This is a genomic window from Richelia sinica FACHB-800 (assembly GCF_014698825.1).
GTDB lineage: Bacteria > Cyanobacteriota > Cyanobacteriia > Cyanobacteriales > Nostocaceae > FACHB-800.
On record NZ_JACJTT010000011.1, the window covers coordinates 79189 to 98681 of the forward strand.

Below are 19493 nucleotides of genomic sequence, written 5' to 3' on the forward strand. Positions count from 1 at the left end.
TGAATATAGTTGTTAAGAATCACGATATTTTTCAGATTTTGCACTCGCGACAAAATCAATTAAATGTAACATTTGTCTAAGTGCTGATAAATAATCTACTCATATTTACCATTAACTATGCCCTTTCCTAGATCAAGCGGTATTCTATTACATCCAAGTTCTTTTCCCAGTCGATTTGGGATTGGGGATTTAGGTTTAGAAGCTTATGGCTTTATTGATTTCCTCAAGGATAGTTTTCAGCAATATTGGCAAGTTTTACCCTTGGGACCTACTGGGTACGGTAATTCCCCTTATATGTGCTATTCAGCAATGGCAGGAAATCACCTACTCATTAGTCCAGAAAAACTCGTAGATGAGGGGTTGTTAACACCAGAAGATTTTGATAATTTGCAGACCTTTCCCACCCATCAGGTAGATTTTGAGGCTGTTATTCCCGTTAAAGTAAACTTACTGAAAAAAGCGGCGGATAATTTTCAAAAGCAAGCCACTGTCAGCCAAAAGGAAGCTTTTACTGAGTTTTGCACTAGTAAAGCCTACTGGTTGGATAACTATGCTTTATTTATGGCCCTCAAAGATGCCCAAGATGGTGCTAGTTGGCATAATTGGGAACCTGAATTAGCAAAACGGGAACCAGAAGCCTTAATTCATGCCCAAAAACAGCTATCTAACGAAATTTTTTATTACAAGTTCCTGCAATATGAATTTTTCCGCCAATGGTCAGAACTCAAAAGTTATGCCAATAGAAGAGGAATAGAAATTATTGGCGATATTCCTATTTATGTGGCTCACGATAGTGCGGATGTGTGGGCAAATCCTGAAATATTTGCCTTAGATGAGGAAACAGGAGCAGCTGCTTTAATGGCAGGTGTACCACCAGATTACTTTAGCGCTACTGGTCAATTATGGGGCAACCCTGTTTATCAGTGGGAGGAATTAGAAAAACAAGATTTTCATTGGTGGGTGCAGCGTTTTGCCGCCATGCTGGATTATGTAGATATTATTCGCATTGACCACTTCCGAGGATTTGAAGCTTTTTGGGCAGTTCCCCAAGGGGAAGAAACGGCTGTGAATGGGGAATGGATTGAAGCCCCAGGAGTAGCTTTATTTACAGCTATTAAAGAGCAATTGGGTAAATTGCCAGTGTTGGCTGAAGATTTGGGGATTATTACTCCAGAGGTAGAAGCTTTGCGTGATCAGTTTGAATTTCCAGGGATGAAGGTATTACAGTTTGCTTTTGGTTCTGATCCCGGTAATCCGTTTTTACCTTTTAACTATGTTCGCAATGCGGTAGTTTATACAGGAACTCACGACAACGATACAACTATCGGCTGGTATGAGAAAGCTGGTGAGTGGGAAAAGCGCAATCTAGATTTGTATTTAGGTGGCATTAGTGCTGATGGTGTTCACTGGGATTTAATTCGCTTGGCTTTGAGTTCCATTGCTAATCAAGCCATTTTGCCCTTACAAGATGTGCTGGGTTTGGGAACAGAAGCGCGAATGAATTTTCCAGGAACTGCGGAGGGTAATTGGCAGTGGCGCTATCAGGCAGATATGCTGAAAGCAGAGTTAAGCGATCGCTTGAAACATCTCACTTTACTTTACGGACGTGCACCAAGATAGGTGATAGGTGACAGGTGACAGAAAAGAATATTTTTCTTCCTGTCTTCTGTCCTTTGTGATGAGAAAAGTGATTTCTCAAACTATGACTGTGGTTTAGCCGCAATCTTCACTTCTTCTACCTGACCAGGTTTGCCCATTTCTCTAGCTTTTTGCTGATTGACACTCATCAACACACCACCGGCATTATCAGTTTTCACTGTTAGTTGCTCTTGGGCCTTCCAAGTCCGGTGTGTGCCCTCTGGCAAAACTCCTTCAAATTGAGTTTGACCATCAGCAATCACGCGAATCCAAGAAGATGCTTTCAGAGTTACACCAATCTGTACGGCTTTTTCCGCTGTTTTGCTAGTTACATCTGATAAATCTCTGTCTGCAAAAGACTCATTGTTGTTATTGGATAACTGTTGTGAATTTAATTCACTTTGACTATTGTTAGCCTGTAGTGCAGACCTATTTAACAACTGAGATAAACCATTAACAGAGCAAAAAATCAGGAAAATATAGAGTAAGTAAAGATGTAGTGGACGTAATTGAGCAATATTTTTCACCTTCAACTTATTTTCTCCGCTGACAGTGGGAGCACCAAGGGGAAAACTGCTAGCTAGTTCTGCCCCCTTCATCCCTAAAGCATCAGCAAATTGTCTAATTAAGCCTTGAATATAGATTGGTTCTGGTAAATCTGCTAAATTACCTTCCTCAATCGCCTGTAATAAACGACGAGGAATTCTAGTTAATAATACTAATTCATCTAAGGATACTGCTTGCTCTTGCCGCCAGGATTGTAATTGAGTGCCGATTTTTGCTAAAAGTTCTTTTTGTTGTTCCTCAATAGAAGGTTTGGTCTGCACTTGGACTTTCCTTTTGAACCACTTCATTTTTTTTGTTCACTCCTTAACTCAGCTTTGTGTTTAATAGGTTTTTGGTGTATGTGGTTTTTTAAAAAAAGAATTTCATTTTGGCTCAAATGGCGATAATTACCTGCTTGTAAACATGGAGTTTGTGGTTTGTTTAAGTGAATTGATCCTATAGCTGTGCGGTGCAACTTGATGACTGGATATCCTAGCTGTTCAGCCACACGACGAATTTGACGGTTCCTACCCTCTTGCAGAATTATTTCCAAACGACTGCGGTCTGTACATTTTTCTATTAAGCGCACTTCGGCTGTTCTAGTTTTTCTACCTTCGAGGACTACTCCTCTACGCCAAATTTGTAATACCGCCTCTGGCGGATGTCCTTTCACTACAACATCATATGTCTTAGATACACTATGGCGTGGGTGGGTCAGACCAAACGTTAGTTCTCCATCATTGGTCAAGATTAATGCACCTGTAGACTCTGCGTCTAAACGACCAACGGGGTGAATACCGGAACCATCGCGCAATTCTTGAGGTAGTAAGTCTAAAACAGTAGGTCTGCCTTGGGGATCATAGCAAGTAGAAACAACTCCTTTGGGTTTATATAGCAACAGATAAATTAAATCTGGACGTTGGTTGTTAGTTACAGATTGACCATCAATCAATATTTGGTCTTGTTGGGGATCAACCTTTTGCCCTAAATGTGCCAATACCCCATTTACCTGCACTCGTGATTGCCTGATCATCTCCTCTGCTTCACGACGTGAGGCAATACCCCATTGAGAAATAATCTTTTGTAACCTTTCCTCCATGTAAAAATACTGTTTGTGTTTTCTAATAGTTAATTAGCTCATTATTCTTTGGTAATTGTAGTTAATAGCCATAAATGTTACATTTAAGACTTGTTTAAATGTTTTGCTTTATTGAGCTTGGACTAGAGTTGTTACATGTCAGAAAAAAGTTCCTTAGTAACAAATAACAGAAAAATACGTATCATCACGCAAGTTCTGACAGAAGCTATCAAGCTCTGGCTAAGAACACAATTAAGTCAAGTATCTCACCTGGAAGTAGAAATTAAAGCGAGCGATCGCCAACTGCTCTCTGGTTCCATTCCTGAGGTATCTATTGTTGCTAATCATGCAGTTTATCAAGGTCTCCATATTACAGAAATTCAAATTCAAGCGGAAAATATACGTGTAAACATTGGCTCGATACTGAAAGGGAAACCACTCACATTACTAGAAATAGTACCGATTATGGCTCAACTTATTGTTGAAGAAGAGGACCTCAATCTTTCCCTATCATCGGCATTATTATCTACAGCTTTAAATGATGTACTGGTTAAACTTTTACCAGAATACTGCTCAAAATCCAAGCCAATGAGTTGGCAAAAAATTACCCTTGAACATCATAAACTGATATTGGCTGCTATCCCAACATCTGATTCTGAATCCACATCCCTGAATATGTGTTTAGGGTTACAACTATTGAATGGGCAGGAATTACGACTTGCTCCTGTAGAAATCTACCAAAATCAACAATTACTCTGGGAAAGCAATTCTGGTACAGATTTTGATCTGGGTACAGATGTGGATATCCAAGAACTTACGCTGATCCCCGGCAAGCTTGTCTGTTGTGGGCAGATTAACATCAACCCATAAACATTAAAAATTTAAAATCCAATATGCTAATTGCTTATTTTTAAATTATATTCCTAAAGGCAAATATATTCATGAAAATGTCAATTTTTTGGGGATAGAGGGGATGTCAATTCTGCTAATACCCCTAAAGTTTGAATAAGGGCAAGAGTAGAGTTACGAAATAATAGACTAAAGGGGCAGTAAAAATATAACTATCTGTCCGATCTAAAATACCACCGTGTCCAGGTATTAATTGTCCTGAATCTTTGACACCTGCATCTCGTTTCAACATGGATTCTGTGAGATCGCCCAGCAGACTGGCAATACCGATAAGTAAACCCAATGTCACACCAGTAATTGATGAGAGAGGTAAATGAATATAGTAAGCCCCGGCAACAGCGACAACAACACTAGCAGTGATGCCAAAGACTGCCCCTTCTACAGTTTTTTTCGGGCTAATGTCAGATAGACGGGTTTTACCAAAAAATTTGCCAATAATATAAGCACCAATATCAGCTGCCCAAATACACAATAAAGTCAAAACAGTAGCTTTAAAACCCATTGGTAAGGCAGCGATATTATCCGCAGTTAAAAAGTTTTGCCATGCAGGAGGCCAATAGCCACTCAAGGGAATATTACTAATTACTGTCTGATCAATTGCCCGTAAACGTACCCAATAACTAGGTAAATAACCTACATAAAACAACCCCATAATTGACGCAGAAATATCCGCGATGGTGGCAAATTGAGGTTGAAAAAGTAAATAAAAACAGATAAATGTACCACCAACTGGCATAATCGCGTCAGCTAAATCACCATTGATAGTACAAATCACTAGTAAAATGACACTCACAAATATGGTAGTTTTGGCAGCAGGGGCTATGCCTCTAGTCCGCACCAAATTAAAATATTCCTGTTGACCTAAAAAAACCACGATCGCGATCATGACGGTAAAGTACCAACCACCGAGTATGGTTGAAAACAGTGCTAGAGCGATCGCAATAATTCCACTAATAATTCGAGACCAAGGCATAGCAGTAAGCAATTAACAATTAAAAAGCTAAATTAAAAATGAGGATATGCAGCCACAGTCTAGCTGGGGGCTGAATTTTAGAGTAACAGTAGCCAGCTTCTCCTGGGGTTGAGAACTTTTGATCCAGTTCCCAAGCAAAAGTCACCCTGGTCAAACCACACAACAGCAAAGGAGAGAAATCACACTCCATTCCCTGTCTGTCCGTCTTTTCTCTACCCCATGCCCAAACTATCATTTTTAATTTGATTTTTAATTTTTAATTGTTTAATCTAGTTTCTCACCACTGAGAATAAAAATGGGATCAGTGGCCACAAAGCTTTGGGAGTAGCCCCGTGTTTCTAAGCGATTAACTGCTGATTGCACCACTTCAATATTTCTCGCTCTTAACAGAGAAAAGCACTGAGAAATAGCATACAGACTTTCTAGATTAGCAGCTGTAGCCACAACTCGACCGGATGGAGGTAAATACTGCCATACTGCTTGCAATATATCCTGAATGGGTCTTCCGCCTTCAATACAAACACGGTGGGGTGCTAATTGAATCTGTTCTAGACAATCAGGGGCACTACCTTCAATCACTTCCACATTTTTCACCTCAAAGCGATCGCAGTTACGCTTGATTAAGCTAGCCACATCTTCATCTCGTTCTACTGCGATTACTTTGCCCTGTGGACATAGCAAACCAACCTCCACAGGGATTGTACCCGTTCCCGCCCCAATATCCCACAGCACCGAATCAGATTTGAGGCGCAGTTGGGTAATCAACAACAACCTTAATTCTCGTTGACTCATCGGAATACCTGGCAAATACTCAAATAATTCATCAGGAATACCAGGGGTAACATAAGGCCAAAGTTGAGAAGGCATAAGCAATTAAAATTTAAATATTAACCATCATCTAGAGTGGAGTAGTCATGAACGCTAAATATTGAGTAGACGGTTCACTCGTCTTTATTCACTCCTGTGCTACAAAAGAAGCCATCTACTGTCTACAATTTATAATGTGAACTAACGTAAAATACCGAACGGCAATAAGAAAATTTAGCAACATAACCCTATAAGTAAATATCATGAATAGGGAAATCTTAGGAAATCGCTACGAAGTTCAACAGCAATTAAGTAAAAAAGCTGGTAGAAAAACACTCTTAGCACGAGATATTAATACAAATGAATTAGTAATTGTGAAGCTGGTTTCCTTTGGCAACGACTTTGAATGGGATGATCTCAAGCTGTTTGAACGAGAAGCAGCAATCTTACAATCTTTGTCTCATCCTTTCATTCCTCGTTATTTAGACTATTTTGAGGTGAATTCCCCTACCTACAGAGGATTTGCCCTCGTCCAGACTTATATTCCTGCCTCTACCTTAGAACAATACTTACACAGTGGCAGGACTTTTACAGAAGCCGAAGTCAAAGCGATCGCTCAAGCCGTCTTAGAAATTCTCATTTATCTGCAAAGTCTCAACCCACCCGTTATCCACCGTGACATCAAGCCTAGCAATATTTTGTTAGCAGAAAAATCCGACAATAGTGTGGGTCAAGTGTATCTGGTCGATTTTGGTTCAGTCCAAACCATCTTGGCAGCAGAAGGAGGAACCAGAACCGTTGTGGGTACTTACGGCTATATGCCACCTGAACAATTTGGTGGACGTACTACACCTGCTTCCGACCTGTTTAGTTTAGGTGCAACTCTGATTTATCTAGTCACAGGCATTCACCCTGCTGACCTACCCCAAATAGACTTTCGGATTCAGTTTCAACCATCCACACCTCTGAGTCCTAGTTTTACTCACTGGTTGCAGTTAATGACCGAACCAAGTTTAGATCGGCGTTTAAGTTCAGCCACAGAAGCATTAAACGCCTTACAACAGCCAAACTTAGTTCATAGTCCAGTCATAACTGTAAAAAAACCCTATGGCAGCAAAATAGAACTGACTAAAAACAACAACTTCCTGAAAATCGTTATTCCTCCAGTTGGTTTTCAACCCTCAATCATATTTTTGGCTTTATTTGCCACAGCTTGGAATTCATTCATCTTATTTTGGACAATTGGTGTACTATTTGCGCCTTTCCCCGTAAATATTCCTTTTGCTCTATTTTCACTGCCTTTCTGGGGTGCTGGCCTGTCGATGGTATACAAAATATTATTGGGCTTATTTGGCACCATTAGTTTGCGGATAGACCATCAACAAATTGCCCTGAGACAAAATATCGGGCGATTTCAAACTCACCGTTCTCGTTTATCACCTAGAGAAAGTATCACCAAGATAATTTATATTCCCACCTACTTGGCTAAAAACTATGATGGTGAAAGAACTCAAATACCAGGAAAATTAACTATTTTGGTAGGAGTGGAAAAATTTGAACTGGATGTAAACACTGGCTTGCTGAAATCAGAAACAGAACTAGAATGGTTGGCTTATGAATTAAGCACTTGGCTAGGTATACCAATTACTAGAGAATAAATTTGTGGTAAATTTTGACAAATTGCTAATTTACTAATGGTAAAGGATATTTATGTTCGGACTAGGATGGCCAGAAGTTGTAATAATTGCTGTAGTTGCCCTGTTAATTTTTGGACCTAAAAAAATCCCTGAATTGGGAGGAGTATTAGGAAAAAGTTTGAGAAATTTTCAAGAGGGCATCAAAAAAACAAATGAAGACCATAATTTAGAGGAAGAAGAAAAATTTTAATTAATCAGCTAATCATTAATAATATAGGGAAATATTTTTCCTATTTTTAATAATCACCACCTTAAATGGTTTTTCTCTGAATAATGACAAGAGAACTTAATATTTTAGCAACAAATAAATAAGGAATGTATTTTTTGGGAATGAATCGCCGATTTCAAGTAGATATTTTTTTAACTATCATACTTTTATTATCATTAATCATACGTGTTGTGACTGCCCTGAAATTTCCGAATATGTTTTGGGCAGATGAAATTTTTCAAACTCAAGAACCTGCCCACCGACTCGCTTTTGGTCATGGTATAGTCACCTGGGAGTTTAGAGACGGAATTCGCTCATGGGTATTCCCAGGAATTTTAGCAGTCGTCATGGGTCTCACTGCTTGGCTGGGAGAAGGCTCGACCGGGTACGTAACAGGAATCAATGTTTTTTTATCACTTATCTCTCTCAGTCTTGTCGTCATAGCTTTTCTCTGGGGAAATAACATCGGTGGCAGGATAACTGCTGTTATTTGTGCCAGTATTTCCATGATTTGGTTTGAGTTAATTTACTTTTCTCCCAAAGCTTTTACTGAAGTTGTTGCTACTCATTTCCTGTTACCAGGTCTTTATTTAAGCTATCAACCTAAATATTCCCCATCTCGACAGCGATTGTTTTTAGCTGGATGTTTGTTAGGAATTGCTCTAGCTTTACGCATTCATTTACTGCCCTGTATAGCCTTGGCATTAGTGTATATTTGTAAAACCAAGTGGCGGTATTGGCTACCAATGTTAGCAGGAATTACAGGCGTATTCCTCATCTTTGGTACAGTTGATGCCTTTACCTGGACTTATCCCTTTCAATCCTTTTGGTTAAATATTTGGGTAAATTTGGTTGAGGGTAGGAGCAAACTTTATGGAGTTTCGCCCTGGTATGAATATGTTGTTTTTCTCCTCAAAAGTTGGTCTTGGTTATTTTTCCCCATGATGATTTTGGTGGTGATAGGTAGTCGTCGCAGTCCAATTTTAGGATGGCTGGCTTTCATCATTATTCTCTCTCACAGTCTACTAGCACATAAAGAATATCGCTTTATTTATCCAGCAATTCCTATGCTGATGATATTAGCTGGATTAGGAACAGCAGAGTTAGTGATCAATTGGTTGCCCAAGTGGTTATCACTGAGAAAAATAGCAATTGCAGTCTTACTCAGTTTTTGTCTTTGGACTTCTAGTTCTGTTGCTCTTGCTAGCCGATTTAATCTCTATGCACCTTTAAACTTTTCCACCTTTGGCACTAATTTACAAGCCACACACTGGACTGCTGTATCTGAAAATTTGTTAGCATTTCAGAGTTTAAGTCACGACAAAAATGTATGCGGTCTTGGGCTTTGGGGGGTAAATTGGGCTTTATCGGGAGGGTACACTTATCTTCATCATGATGTACCCATATTTCCTGTGGAAAAAGATGGAGATTTTGAACAACTAAACACAGGATTTAACTACGTTATCGCTAATCGTCCTCTCCCACCCCCATACCAAAACTATCAATTGCAGCAATGTTGGCAGGGAACTTGTGTTTATCAGCGCCCTGGTGCCTGTGATATGATTCCTAACCGTGATATTAATTATGTTCTGAAACAATCGGGAAATTAACAACCACTGATAGAAACCTGGCTTATTCTCTGTTATTTCTATTCTCTATCCTCCATACCCTGTGTTTCTTCCGAGTCCTAAGCAATTTATAGTTAAATGTATCTGTTAATTATTAAAACATTGTGAAAGCTATTACTCTTGTTGGTTCTACTGGTTCCATCGGTACTCAGACTTTAGATATCGTTTCTCAGTACCCAGATCAGTTTCGGGTAGTTGGTTTAGCGGCTGGCAGAAATGTGGAGTTGTTTGCTGCCCAAATTCGCCAGTTTCGCCCCGAAATTGTGGCTATCTCTGCGGCAGAAAAGTTAGCAGAACTGAAAGCAGCTATTCAAGACCTCAATCCACAACCTATTATCCTTGCAGGGGAAGCGGGAGTGATAGAAGTTGCCCGCTATGGTGATGCCGAAACGGTGGTAACTGGGATTGTTGGTTGTGCAGGTTTACTTCCTACTATTGCGGCTATTGAAGCTGGGAAAGATATTGCTTTAGCTAACAAAGAAACCTTGATTGCTGGGGGGCCTGTGGTTCTACCTTTGGTAGAAAAACATGGTGTGAAACTATTACCAGCTGATTCTGAACATTCGGCTATTTTCCAATGTCTGCAAGGTGTTCCTCAAGGTGGACTGAGAAAGATATTGCTGACTGCTTCCGGTGGTGCTTTCCGTGATTGGCCGGTGGAAAAGTTACCGGAAGTAACAGTGGCAGATGCCCTGAAACATCCCAATTGGTCGATGGGGCGGAAAATTACTGTAGATTCAGCCACTTTGATGAATAAGGGACTGGAGGTAATTGAGGCTCACTTTTTATTTGGGTTAGATTATGACGACATTGAAATTGTCATTCATCCCCAAAGTATTATTCATTCGCTGATAGAGTTGCAAGATACTTCTGTGTTAGCTCAACTGGGTTGGCCGGATATGCGTTTACCTTTACTTTATGCTTTATCTTGGCCAGAGCGCATCTATACTGACTGGGAAAGATTGGATTTAGTCAAAGCTGGAAGTTTAACTTTCCGGGAACCAGACCATCAAAAATATCCTTGTATGCGGTTGGCATATGCTGCGGGTAGGGCTGGTGGTTCTATGCCTGCGGTATTGAATGCTGCCAATGAACAAGCTGTAGCACTGTTTTTAGAAGAGAAAATTGGCTATTTGGATATTGCTCGGTGTATTGAATGGGTGTGCGATCGCCATCAACATGATAACCGACAAAATCCCTCGTTAGATGACATCTTGAATGCTGACCAATGGGCAAGGCAAGAAGTTTTGACTGCGACTACAAAGTTAGCAGCACAGTCATATCATATCCAGGGAATAACTTACGATAAAGCGGCAATTTGAAGCTGGGAAGTTGTCGTATCTACTTTGAGATGATGAACTCAAGGTCTAGAAAAGGTTTCTTCAGGCGTAAATAACCATAGCAAAAAATTGTGCGATTGGCTGTATAGCAGGGGACAGGTGACAGGTGACAGGTAAGCCAGCGCGGTCTTGGGGGTTTCCCCCATGAGCGACTGGCGCACCCCTGCGGGGTGACAGTGCTAAAAGCCTTTGAGTGTCTAAGTTTTAGTTGTAGTTAATGTCCTAAATGTCTTGTCTACGGCTGTAATACCAAATCGAACAATGTTGGCAACAGATGATTACCCCACCCGCACTATCGTGCACCCTCCCCGCTTGCGGGGAGGGTTGGGGAGGGGTTTGCTCAATGTGTTGGTTGCTGCGAATTGGTATAAAGTAGGCGATCGCACAATACAATGAATAAAGCCGCAGCAATCATGCTGGCGGCATAAAAACATCAGGTAAATAATTAATTGAATACTTACCTGCAATCTACAGCATATTCAATTAATTGCCCTAATCTTTGGCGCAGAGTTTCTAAACCCAAACGCTGACTAGCAGAGATAAACACAGCTAGAGGAAACTCTTCCTGGGCTAAGGCTAAATTTTGGCTATCGACCTGATCGATTTTATTAAACACCACTAGGGCTGGGCCAGGGGTAACTGGCATTTGGGCGAGAATATCCCGCACTGAACGAATATGAGTTAACCAAGCTGGATGGGATAAATCCACTAAATGTATTAGGGCATCAGCCTCTGTCACTTCTTCCAAGGTGGCGCGGAAGGCATCCATTAAGGATGCTGGTAATTCATGGATAAATCCCACTGTATCGGTGATCAATATTTCCTGGGGCGCACCAGTTGGTTGGGGAATGACTAAGCGACGAGTGGTGGGGTCTAGGGTAGCAAAGAGTTGGTCAGCGGTGTAAACTTCCGAGTTGGTGAGGGCATTTAATAAGGTAGATTTACCTGCGTTGGTATATCCTACCAAGGCCACTGAGGGAACTTCCCGATGTTGTCTCCGTTGACGCAAGCGGGAACGATGGGCTTGTAGTTGATTAACTTCTTGTTGTAGACGAGAAATCCGCCGTTGAATGGCTCGTCGTTCTGTTTCTAGTTTAGTTTCCCCAGGGCCTCGCGTCCCGATCCCACCCCCTAGTCGGGACATGGCACGACCTCGGCCTGTCAGCCGTGGCAGCATATATTCTAGCTGTGCCAGTTCCACTTGTAGTTTACCTGCACCTGATTGGGCACGTTGGGCAAAGATGTCAAGAATCACTTCTGTCCGGTCTACTACGCGGATACCTATTTGTGCTTCTAGGTTGCGGACTTGGGATGGTGAAAGGTCGCGGTCAAAGACGATGAGGTTAGCGCCCAAGGTTTGGGCTGTGAGGGCAACTTCTTGGACTTTACCTTCACCAATAACGGTTTGGGGATGAATGCGCGATCGCTTTTGTTGTAATGTTTGTAATACTTCTCCACCGGCGGTATCAACTAACCTTGCTAGTTCAGCAATGGTGTCTTGAAATTGGATTGGTGTCATATCATCTGTATGCACACCCACAATTACCACCCGGTCATGATCTGCATCTACCTCTTGGGCAACATATTCCCGGCTGAATTCTGCTTCTAGATTTTCTACTAAGTCAATGAAATCCTGTTCGGATATGGCATCTAAACTCAGAGGTGGGGATATGTGAGAGTATAAAGTAAAGTCTGTGGTAGTAATACCAGTAGATTGAGTTAAGACTAGTTGTTTGGTGTGGGCGACAAGATGAGCTAAGTAAGCTTCCTTCACATACCCAGTTGCACCACCACCCCGCCTGGTGAAGCCTGTACCAGTAATATTTACCATCACCAACACATCTAACCTCTGCAAAGCCATGGCCGTCAGTGCTGCTTCGTTGGGTGGTTCTGACTTCAAATGAGTCGCTATACAGCGAATGCCACTCAACCTTTCAGCACCGTAACGGGGCAGTTCTAGGGGCGGGATTTGGGTTTGACGAGGAGTACCTACCCCCACCCGAATGACTTGCCCACGGCGGTTGAGATAGGCGCAGACGGGTTGATTTAATTCTGTACTGATAGCTGCTAAACGCTGGGCAAACTCAGAAGTAGTGATGCGATCGCCCGGAATGCGTTGATGATACAGCCGCTGGAGTTGTTTTAGCTGGCTGCTCTTTAAACCTTGAAGATTGCCGAAGATAGTCTCTATAGGCGTTTCTGACCAGTAAACTGGCCCCCCGAATCCTTCATAGTCTATTTTACAACAGGGATTATGTTGTCAGGTCTACCTTTTGAAGGATGCAAACCTCAGTTTAATAATAATGGTAAGTATTTGTAGGTTGCCAATGGGGATTGATCAGGCTGGTGAGAATATGATCTTCCCATTTGCCATTAATCATTAAATAATCTCTGGCATATCCTTCCACTACAAAGCCTAATCTTTTGAGTACATTGCCACTGCGGCGATTGTGGGGCATGTAATTTGCCATAATTCGGTGCATTTTTAGTTCTTGAAACATGTATTCGGTGGAAACTTGCAGGGCTTCTGTCATATATCCATGACCTTGAGCCGTTTGGGCCAAGCTATATCCTAAATAGCAGAAATGGGCAGCACCGCGAATAAAGTTGGTAAAATTTACCGTACCAATAATTTCTTTGGGCTTTTTCCTCCGGCAAATAAACATTCTCAGCGATAGTTCATTGACACATTCTAAAAAATTATTTTCTATGTGATATTGCCAATACTCTTCTGTGAAAAAGTTGTCAGCCCACAGAGGATAAAAGGGCGTGAGATATTCTTTGTTATCAATGAAATATTTGAGGATTTGGGGAATATCATCGGGAATCCCAATTTTTAATACTAGGCGATCGCTTGTTAGTAGTGGTGGTTCTTTTCTCATAAACCAGTCGGGTTGTACGGCAGTTAACACTCAAGCTAAAAAATGAAAAACCTCATTATACAAGCTTGGTAGAAAATCATCTTCCCTATTACCACTCGCTTCTCATCTATTTTCCCGTGATTCTAAACGCTATACTGATTGGACATTAAACCCAAAGACTTCAACAAGGATAGAAATGTCGGTGGAAATACGCTACGACTGGCAAAACACAGAAATTTTGGCCATCTACAATACTCCTTTGCTAGAGCTAATTTATCAAGCTGCTAGTGTACATCGCCAATATCACAACCCAAAACAAATACAAGTATGTAAGCTGATATCCATTAAAACTGGCGGTTGCCCAGAAGATTGTAGTTACTGTGCCCAATCTTCCCGTTATAAAACAGAGGTAAAACCAGAAGCACTGTTAGAAAAAGAAACTGTCATTGATATTGCTAAAAAAGCCAAAGCCACAGGTGTCAGCCGGGTTTGTATGGGTGCAGCTTGGAGAGAAGTACGGAACAATTCCCAATTTGAGGAAGTTCTGGACATGGTGAAGGATGTAACAGGTATGGGTTTAGAAGTTTGCTGCACTTTGGGAATGCTCACCGCAGACCAAGCTAAACGCCTAGAAGATGCAGGATTATATGCTTATAACCATAATTTGGATACTTCCCAGGAATATTACAGCACTATTATTAGTACCCGCACCTATGGCGATCGCTTGAATACAATTGAAAATGTCCGTCAAACTAATGTTACTGTCTGTTCTGGTGGCATTTTAGGTTTGGGTGAAAGTATTCAAGACCGCATCAGTATGTTACAAACCCTTTCTAACTTGCACCCTCATCCTGAGTCTGTACCCATCAACATCCTCTCTCAAGTTCCTGGTACACCCCTGGAAAATCAACCAGATGTACCCTTTTGGGAAGTAGTGCGGATGATTGCTACCGCCAGAATTATTATGCCTACTTCTGATGTCCGTTTAAGTGCCGGTAGGGCCAGACTTTCCCAAGTAGAACAAGCTTTTTGTTTTATGGCAGGGGCTAACTCCATCTTTTCCAGTGACGATAACAAGATGTTAACTGTCACCACACCCTGTCCTGACTATGATGCCGACCAAGAAATGTTAAATCTGCTGGGTTTAGAAATGCGTCCACCATTTCAAAAGCAGCAAGCAGTACCAACTCCCGTAACTGTGTAGAGGAGAGGGGGAGGTGAGGAGATGGGAAGGTGAGGAAATGGGGAGGATACTACACTCTCAACCCTTTTCTTCACTCTCACCTATCACCTACCTCTTCCCAACCCCAAGGGTCAAATCAAGGTTTTACAGAACTTTAGCTGCACGCAAGCCAAACAACAAGCCGACAGCTACACCTGTAAACACCGCTAAGAAAAGTACGTATTCAACAATAGCCATTTACGTTTCTCCACATTACTTCACTAAATCTATTGAATCATTACTTGAAGGAATGCGACAGATTGAACCGGAAAAGCCTAGTAAAAGCTGACTTTGCCAATTTTTAATTTTTAATTTTTAATTTTTCATGGGTATTACGTTACAATACAGCCCACAAGCGGTTTTTTAGGGTTTGGGAATGAGTTCTGTAATTAAGGTAAATCTGCCAGAACAGTCTTATGAAATTGCGATCGCACCTGGTAGTTTAGATCAACTGGGTGAGCAAATGAGCGGTGTGAAACTAGGCCAGAAGGTTTTGCTGGTTTCTAATCCGATGATTTTCAAGCATTATGGAGAAAGAGCGATCGCATCCCTGAAAAAGGCCGGTTTTGAAGTTGCAAGTTACAATCTCCCTGCTGGAGAACGCTATAAAACTCTTAACTCTATCCAAAAACTTTACGATATAGCCCTAGAAAACCGCCTAGAACGTTCCTCTACCATGGTGGCTTTAGGTGGTGGAGTGATTGGTGATATGGTCGGTTTTGCCGCTGCTACTTGGTTGCGGGGCATTAACGTTGTCCAAGTCCCCACCAGTTTGTTAGCCATGGTAGACTCAGCTATTGGTGGCAAAACAGGGGTCAATCATCCCCACGGCAAAAACTTAATTGGGGCATTCCATCAGCCTCGTTTCGTCCTCATTGACCCAGAAGTATTAAAAACTTTGCCAGCGCGCGAATTCCGGGCAGGGATGGCAGAGGTGATTAAATATGGTGTCATCTGGGATACGGAATTATTTGACCAACTAGAAGCCAGTAAACATCTTGAACAACTGCGTTACGTCAAAGCAGAACTCATTCAAAACATCTTAACTCGTTCTTGTCAAGCAAAGGCTGATGTTGTCAGTAAAGACGAGAAGGAAGCTGGACTCAGGGCTATTCTCAACTATGGTCATACCATTGGTCATGCGGTCGAAAGTTTAACAGAATATCGCATGTTCAAACATGGGGAAGCCGTAGGTATTGGCATGGTAGCTGCTGGACAAATAGCTGTGGAATTGGGACTATGGCAAGCAGCAGATACAGAACGTCAAAACGCCTTAATTAAAAAAGCAGGTTTACCCACTAAATTACCAGCCAATATAGAAATTGCCGCCATCATTGACGCTTTGCAATTAGATAAAAAAGTCAAATCAGGAAAAGTACGGTTTGTGCTTCCAACTCAAATTGGTGTGGTGAAGGTAACAGATGAAGTACCACCAGATACCATCAGCCAGGTATTGGCAAGTATGAGATGACAGGTGGCAAAATAGCAACAATAAACCGTCGAAAAAATGGCATAATTCGACGGATTATCTAGATTTGCAAATTAATTAACGTCCAGCTAACAATGCTTTAGTAGCAGATTCACCCAGCCTTTTCACTTGCTTGTTCAATTGAATATTTAACAATGCCAAAACAGTGAAATCAAATAACATTGCTGTGAACATCCATCCTGTGCTTGCATATTGTATTCCCGCCCAAGGGAAGGAAGAAAATAACCAAACTATTGAGTATTTTTCTGGATAAAAACCGAGCATTGTTAACATTATCCCTGGTAAAAAGATGATGGAACTAACAATGCCAACTGACCATACATATCGCTTTTGATTTTTCATCAATAGAGTGAGTTGGGTAATGGTCGCATAAATCATCATCAAGCACAGGGATACGAAAATCATGAGTGTAAATTTGCTCAGTGATTCATATTTCAATAATTCTGGATCAGAAAATACAAATAAACAAACGATAGGCACGCAAGCAATTAATACATTCACGGCGATAGCTACCAAGGCAGGGCTTTTTTCTCCCCAAACTAAATCGTCTAATACAGATACCTGACGCTGATTTTGATGTTTATATCTTGCCCAATCAATAATTGTTTGACGAGGGTGAGAGAGAATAAACATCAAAGCAACAATGATGCAGTAATTAACTATTAATAAAAGAGCCATAGTGTCGCTATAATAGGAATCACTGCTCTTTTGCATACTCAAGCCTAAGAACATAACTTGAATGAAAGCCATGCAAGCGTAACTTTGTCCTTTAGTCAAAAATGTAGCATTGTTATTGCTGAAGCAACGGATCATTGATTGCCAGAATATGTAAGTAAAAATCCCGTAATTGACTAGATAAAATAAAGTCAAGGTGACTAGATTTTTACCTATGGGAAAGTAGAAAAATTGAAACTTTTCTACAGGATTTTCTTGCCTGAAGAGATTAGGAAATAAATAGGCAGTGATATCCCAAGGACTGAAAAATCTCACCCAATTAAATGGATGATGAAAATAATTAATAGAGGAGGAAGTTGAAACGATTGTTATAAATAAGAACAGGAAAACAGAACCACTACCTAGCCAAGGTTGAAAACTGCTAAATGAACGACTAGCGAAACTGAAAAGCACCGCAGCACTAAAGAAGAAAAGACAACTAGCTGCTAAGATGAGATAAAAGGTCAATATATAGCTAGAAGCAATATTTGCAGAACGCCCAGCCCAAAAATGTAAAGGTAAAATCGTGAGGAAAAATAGATAAATTAAACTAGGTACACCTAGTATTTTCCCACCAAGAATAGTATTTGGTGATTGGGGACTCAGACGAATGAAGTTCAGTGTTCCTCTCTGTTCTTCTTTGGCTAAATCGCTGATGAGTAAATAAGTTCCACCAACTAATAATGTAAATACAAATATGACAGTAAAAGTGAGGAAAATATATTCCCAATGGTCACGCCACCATAATGAAAAATTAATTTCATTAAGTGGGCAAAAGTTCCTATTCATATAGTTTCGCAAGTTGTCAATGTCGGTTGTCACTTGCTTGAGTTGGGTTTCTAGTTGGGTAATTATAGAAGGGTCTGATAAATTTTTCAGTTGTTTATAGTTAGATATTTTTTGTTGGAGGTCATTTTGCTGAGTGTAGAGAAAAGTTTCTTTTTGAGAATAAAATGAGTTTAATCCACAATATTTATCTCTTAAATAGAGTTGATCAGAGGGAAATTCTCGCAGTTGATAGCCAAAAACGATAATTTGGGTCAAAAGAGAAGATGCTATAGTAACAATTAAATTAAAAGGATTAAATCTACCTTTTATTTCTCGAAATAATTGCGGGTTGAGTGACCCGATTTTTTCAAAAAAATTGGCTATCATAATTAAATGCTCCAAAGATTATTTTGCCAAGTTTGAAAGATGAATTATTAATTTCTATGATGCTTGCTTGTGACCTAATTTGAGGAAAATAGTTTCTAGGTCTTCTTGGGTACAGTGAAAGTCAGTTAAGGGAATACCAGAACCAACAAGCGATCGCAATAATTCTGCACTATCTGCCTGTGAGCCTGTAAAATTAACTCTCACACTGTTCTTGTTGCGGATTACCTCCCACTCTTCCACAAAGGGATGATTTTTGATTTCACTCACCAATGCTTCTAGGTTGCCCAAAGTAGAGAGGAAAATTTGCTGACGGGAAAGACGCTGGTAAAGTTGTTGCAATGAAGTGCTTTCTACTAAAAAGCCGAGTTCCATAATCCCGACAGAAGTACATAACTCTGCTAAATCGCTGAGGACATGGGAAGAAATTAAAATTGTCATTCCCGCTTCTTGCAAAGCCTTAATAATTTCCCGAAACTGCATTCTGGCAATGGGGTCAAGTCCAGACACAGGCTCATCTAACAGCAGTAAAATGGGTTCATGAATGATAGTGCGAGCTAAACTTAAACGCTGTTTCATCCCCCGTGACAGGGTGGAAATTTGACTAAAACGTTTATTCCCCAGTTGGATCAGTTCTAAAACTTCATGTAAACGTTGAGTGCGTCGTGGTTCCCGTAACCGATACAAACGCGCGAAATAATCTAGATAATCCCAAACTGTTAATTCGTCATAAAGTGGGTAGTCATCTGGTAAATAACCCAATCGACGTTTGAGGGTAGAGTTGCTTTTATCTTCAGAAAGGAAATGGTCTGAATAACCTGCTACGCGAACACCATTAATATATATTTCACCAGTAGTTGGCTCCTCAGCCATAGCTAACATCCGAATGAGAGTGGTTTTACCTGCTCCATTGGGGCCAATTAATCCATATACTTCACCCATTTGGATTTCTAAGTCAACATTATTCACGGCTATGTGTCGTTCAAATTGCTTAGTGAGTCCACGAGTGCAAATTGCTAATTCTTGTGCCATGGCTGGTCAGGTTTGGCTGATTGTCAAGTGTAACCCTAACCTGTTTCTACATCTGTTGTGATATTCGTTTCGGAAATAGAAACCAATATCAATTCAAAATTCCCAGTTTTAAATTGGCAAACTATGAATTTATGAGGGTTTTCAGCTTTCATATGTTCTATCCTTAAAACCCTAAAAATAAAATAGGCAAGGCATCAAC

19 protein-coding genes are annotated in these 19493 nt (G+C 40.7%); 9 read left to right on the top strand and 10 right to left on the bottom strand.

The genetic code is table 11. From position 1 onward, the window contains the following. Nucleotides 1–117 precede the first annotated feature (117 nt). Nucleotides 118–1620 (top strand): 4-alpha-glucanotransferase, encoded by a 1503-nt coding sequence (gene malQ, locus H6G73_RS10735; RefSeq protein ID WP_190604168.1) that lies wholly within the window; start codon nucleotides 118–120, stop codon nucleotides 1618–1620. 80 nt (nucleotides 1621–1700) lie between these two features. Here the strand turns inward: malQ and H6G73_RS10740 are convergent, their stop codons facing one another. Next, nucleotides 1701–2492, bottom strand: coding sequence for a helix-turn-helix domain-containing protein (locus H6G73_RS10740; protein WP_190604170.1), 792 nt, complete (start codon nucleotides 2490–2492; stop codon nucleotides 1701–1703). Next, nucleotides 2489–3283, bottom strand: coding sequence for a pseudouridine synthase (locus H6G73_RS10745; protein ID WP_190604172.1), 795 nt, complete (start codon nucleotides 3281–3283; stop codon nucleotides 2489–2491). Before H6G73_RS10745 ends, H6G73_RS10740 begins: the two co-directional genes overlap by 4 nt. A gap of 135 nt (nucleotides 3284–3418) precedes the next feature. On the opposite strand from H6G73_RS10745, the gene H6G73_RS10750 reads away from it, so the two are divergent. Beyond that, nucleotides 3419–4132: an LmeA family phospholipid-binding protein gene (locus tag H6G73_RS10750; protein ID WP_190604173.1), complete on the top strand. Its 714-nt coding sequence runs from the start codon at nucleotides 3419–3421 to the stop codon at nucleotides 4130–4132. 124 nt (nucleotides 4133–4256) lie between these two features. Here H6G73_RS10750 and H6G73_RS10755 read toward each other — a convergent pair whose 3' ends face one another. The 3 genes from H6G73_RS10755 to cbiT are packed head-to-tail and all read right to left on the bottom strand — an operon-like array spanning nucleotide 4257 to nucleotide 6011. Continuing rightward, the gene (locus H6G73_RS10755; protein WP_190604174.1) at nucleotides 4257–5144 is read right to left on the bottom strand and encodes a phosphatidate cytidylyltransferase; all 888 of its coding nucleotides are present in this window, start codon (nucleotides 5142–5144) and stop codon (nucleotides 4257–4259) included. A 19-nt stretch (nucleotides 5145–5163) separates the two neighbouring features. Further along, nucleotides 5164–5379, bottom strand: a complete 216-nt coding sequence (locus tag H6G73_RS10760; RefSeq protein ID WP_190604176.1) for a hypothetical protein — start codon at nucleotides 5377–5379, stop codon at nucleotides 5164–5166. Between the two features lie 29 nt (nucleotides 5380–5408). Next, nucleotides 5409–6011 (bottom strand): precorrin-6Y C5,15-methyltransferase subunit CbiT, encoded by a 603-nt coding sequence (cbiT, locus tag H6G73_RS10765; protein ID WP_190604178.1) that lies wholly within the window; start codon nucleotides 6009–6011, stop codon nucleotides 5409–5411. Nucleotides 6012–6214: 203 nt separating this feature from the next. Here cbiT and H6G73_RS10770 point away from each other — a divergent pair, with 203 nt between their 5' ends. From H6G73_RS10770 to H6G73_RS24790, 5 genes are all read left to right on the top strand, one after another. Next, entirely contained in the window at nucleotides 6215–7609 is a 1395-nt protein-coding gene (locus H6G73_RS10770; RefSeq protein WP_190604180.1) for a serine/threonine protein kinase, read from the top strand. 52 nt (nucleotides 7610–7661) lie between these two features. Beyond that, nucleotides 7662–7838 (top strand): twin-arginine translocase TatA/TatE family subunit, encoded by a 177-nt coding sequence (gene tatA / locus H6G73_RS10775; protein WP_190604182.1) that lies wholly within the window; start codon nucleotides 7662–7664, stop codon nucleotides 7836–7838. 140 nt (nucleotides 7839–7978) lie between these two features. Then, on the top strand, nucleotides 7979–9466 hold the full coding sequence (locus tag H6G73_RS10780; RefSeq protein ID WP_190604184.1) for a mannosyltransferase: 1488 nt from the start codon (nucleotides 7979–7981) through the stop codon (nucleotides 9464–9466). Nucleotides 9467–9588: 122 nt separating this feature from the next. Then, nucleotides 9589–10806, top strand: a complete 1218-nt coding sequence (dxr, locus tag H6G73_RS10785; RefSeq protein ID WP_190604186.1) for a 1-deoxy-D-xylulose-5-phosphate reductoisomerase — start codon at nucleotides 9589–9591, stop codon at nucleotides 10804–10806. A 279-nt stretch (nucleotides 10807–11085) separates the two neighbouring features. After that, nucleotides 11086–11220, top strand: a complete 135-nt coding sequence (locus H6G73_RS24790) for a hypothetical protein (protein ID WP_256443801.1) — start codon at nucleotides 11086–11088, stop codon at nucleotides 11218–11220. Between the two features lie 61 nt (nucleotides 11221–11281). Here the strand turns inward: H6G73_RS24790 and hflX are convergent, their stop codons facing one another. Together hflX and rimJ are read right to left on the bottom strand one after the other, a co-directional pair. Next, nucleotides 11282–13015, bottom strand: coding sequence for a GTPase HflX (gene hflX / locus H6G73_RS10790; RefSeq protein WP_190604255.1), 1734 nt, complete (start codon nucleotides 13013–13015; stop codon nucleotides 11282–11284). Between the two features lie 103 nt (nucleotides 13016–13118). Next, nucleotides 13119–13706 carry a ribosomal protein S5-alanine N-acetyltransferase gene (gene rimJ, locus H6G73_RS10795; protein ID WP_190604256.1) on the bottom strand — a complete coding sequence of 196 codons (588 nt, stop codon included), beginning with the start codon at nucleotides 13704–13706 and terminating at the stop codon, nucleotides 13119–13121. 175 nt (nucleotides 13707–13881) lie between these two features. Between rimJ and bioB the strand changes: the two genes are divergently transcribed. Continuing rightward, complete coding sequence (gene bioB / locus H6G73_RS10800) at nucleotides 13882–14889, top strand: biotin synthase BioB (protein ID WP_190604188.1); 1008 nt, start codon at nucleotides 13882–13884, stop codon at nucleotides 14887–14889. 123 nt (nucleotides 14890–15012) lie between these two features. Here bioB and petL read toward each other — a convergent pair whose 3' ends face one another. Then, nucleotides 15013–15105, bottom strand: coding sequence for a cytochrome b6-f complex subunit PetL (gene petL, locus H6G73_RS10805; RefSeq protein ID WP_190604190.1), 93 nt, complete (start codon nucleotides 15103–15105; stop codon nucleotides 15013–15015). A 178-nt stretch (nucleotides 15106–15283) separates the two neighbouring features. Here petL and aroB point away from each other — a divergent pair, with 178 nt between their 5' ends. Continuing rightward, nucleotides 15284–16378: a 3-dehydroquinate synthase gene (gene aroB, locus H6G73_RS10810; protein ID WP_190604193.1), complete on the top strand. Its 1095-nt coding sequence runs from the start codon at nucleotides 15284–15286 to the stop codon at nucleotides 16376–16378. Nucleotides 16379–16453: 75 nt separating this feature from the next. Here the strand turns inward: aroB and H6G73_RS10815 are convergent, their stop codons facing one another. After that, nucleotides 16454–18265 carry an ABC transporter permease gene (locus H6G73_RS10815; protein WP_190604195.1) on the bottom strand — a complete coding sequence of 604 codons (1812 nt, stop codon included), beginning with the start codon at nucleotides 18263–18265 and terminating at the stop codon, nucleotides 16454–16456. A gap of 54 nt (nucleotides 18266–18319) precedes the next feature. After that, on the bottom strand, nucleotides 18320–19294 hold the full coding sequence (locus H6G73_RS10820) for an ABC transporter ATP-binding protein (protein ID WP_190604197.1): 975 nt from the start codon (nucleotides 19292–19294) through the stop codon (nucleotides 18320–18322). Nucleotides 19295–19493 lie beyond the last annotated feature (199 nt).